The organism is Neisseria sp. P0021.S007 (genome assembly GCF_051956855.1).
Genome location: NZ_JBQCXA010001511.1, coordinates 1 through 469 on the forward strand (window position 1 = coordinate 1; position 469 = coordinate 469).

Genomic DNA, 469 nt, shown 5'->3' on the forward strand with positions numbered 1-469 from the left:
GGTCAGAAAAGTCAGGCCGATGATATTGGTTTGAATCATGGTTTCCCAATCGCCAAAATCGGCTTTATCGGCAGAATCCAAACCTAGAGCCAAACCGGCGTTGTTGATCAGGCAATCGATTTCAGCTAAATGCTCGGGCAGGCTGTTCAAAGCGTTTTGAATCGACTCCGTACGCGAAACATCCATTTCCAACGGGTAAAACTGCTCGCCCAATTCCTCTGCCAACTGCTGCAATTTGTCTTCACGCCTTGCCGCGCCGATGACATGATAGCCTGCCGCAACAAAGGTGCGGCACATCGCCGCGCCGAATCCTGCCGATGTCCCGGTAATCAAAATTGCCATATCGTTTCCTTTCTATACTCGTTTCAGACTTGGGTTTAAGGTATGATAACGCCTCATCAGACGGCCTGAGTGTTTGGCCGGCTGATTTTAAATTTAACGATAATCATATCATTACAATAGGACACAC

Annotated in this window: 1 protein-coding gene; it reads right to left on the reverse strand. The window is 48.0% G+C overall.

From position 1 onward, the window contains the following. A partial coding sequence (locus tag ACTHUR_RS19995) for an SDR family NAD(P)-dependent oxidoreductase (RefSeq protein WP_440400538.1) occupies positions 1 to 342 on the reverse strand: 342 nt, incomplete at its 3' end. Positions 343 to 469 lie beyond the last annotated feature (127 nt).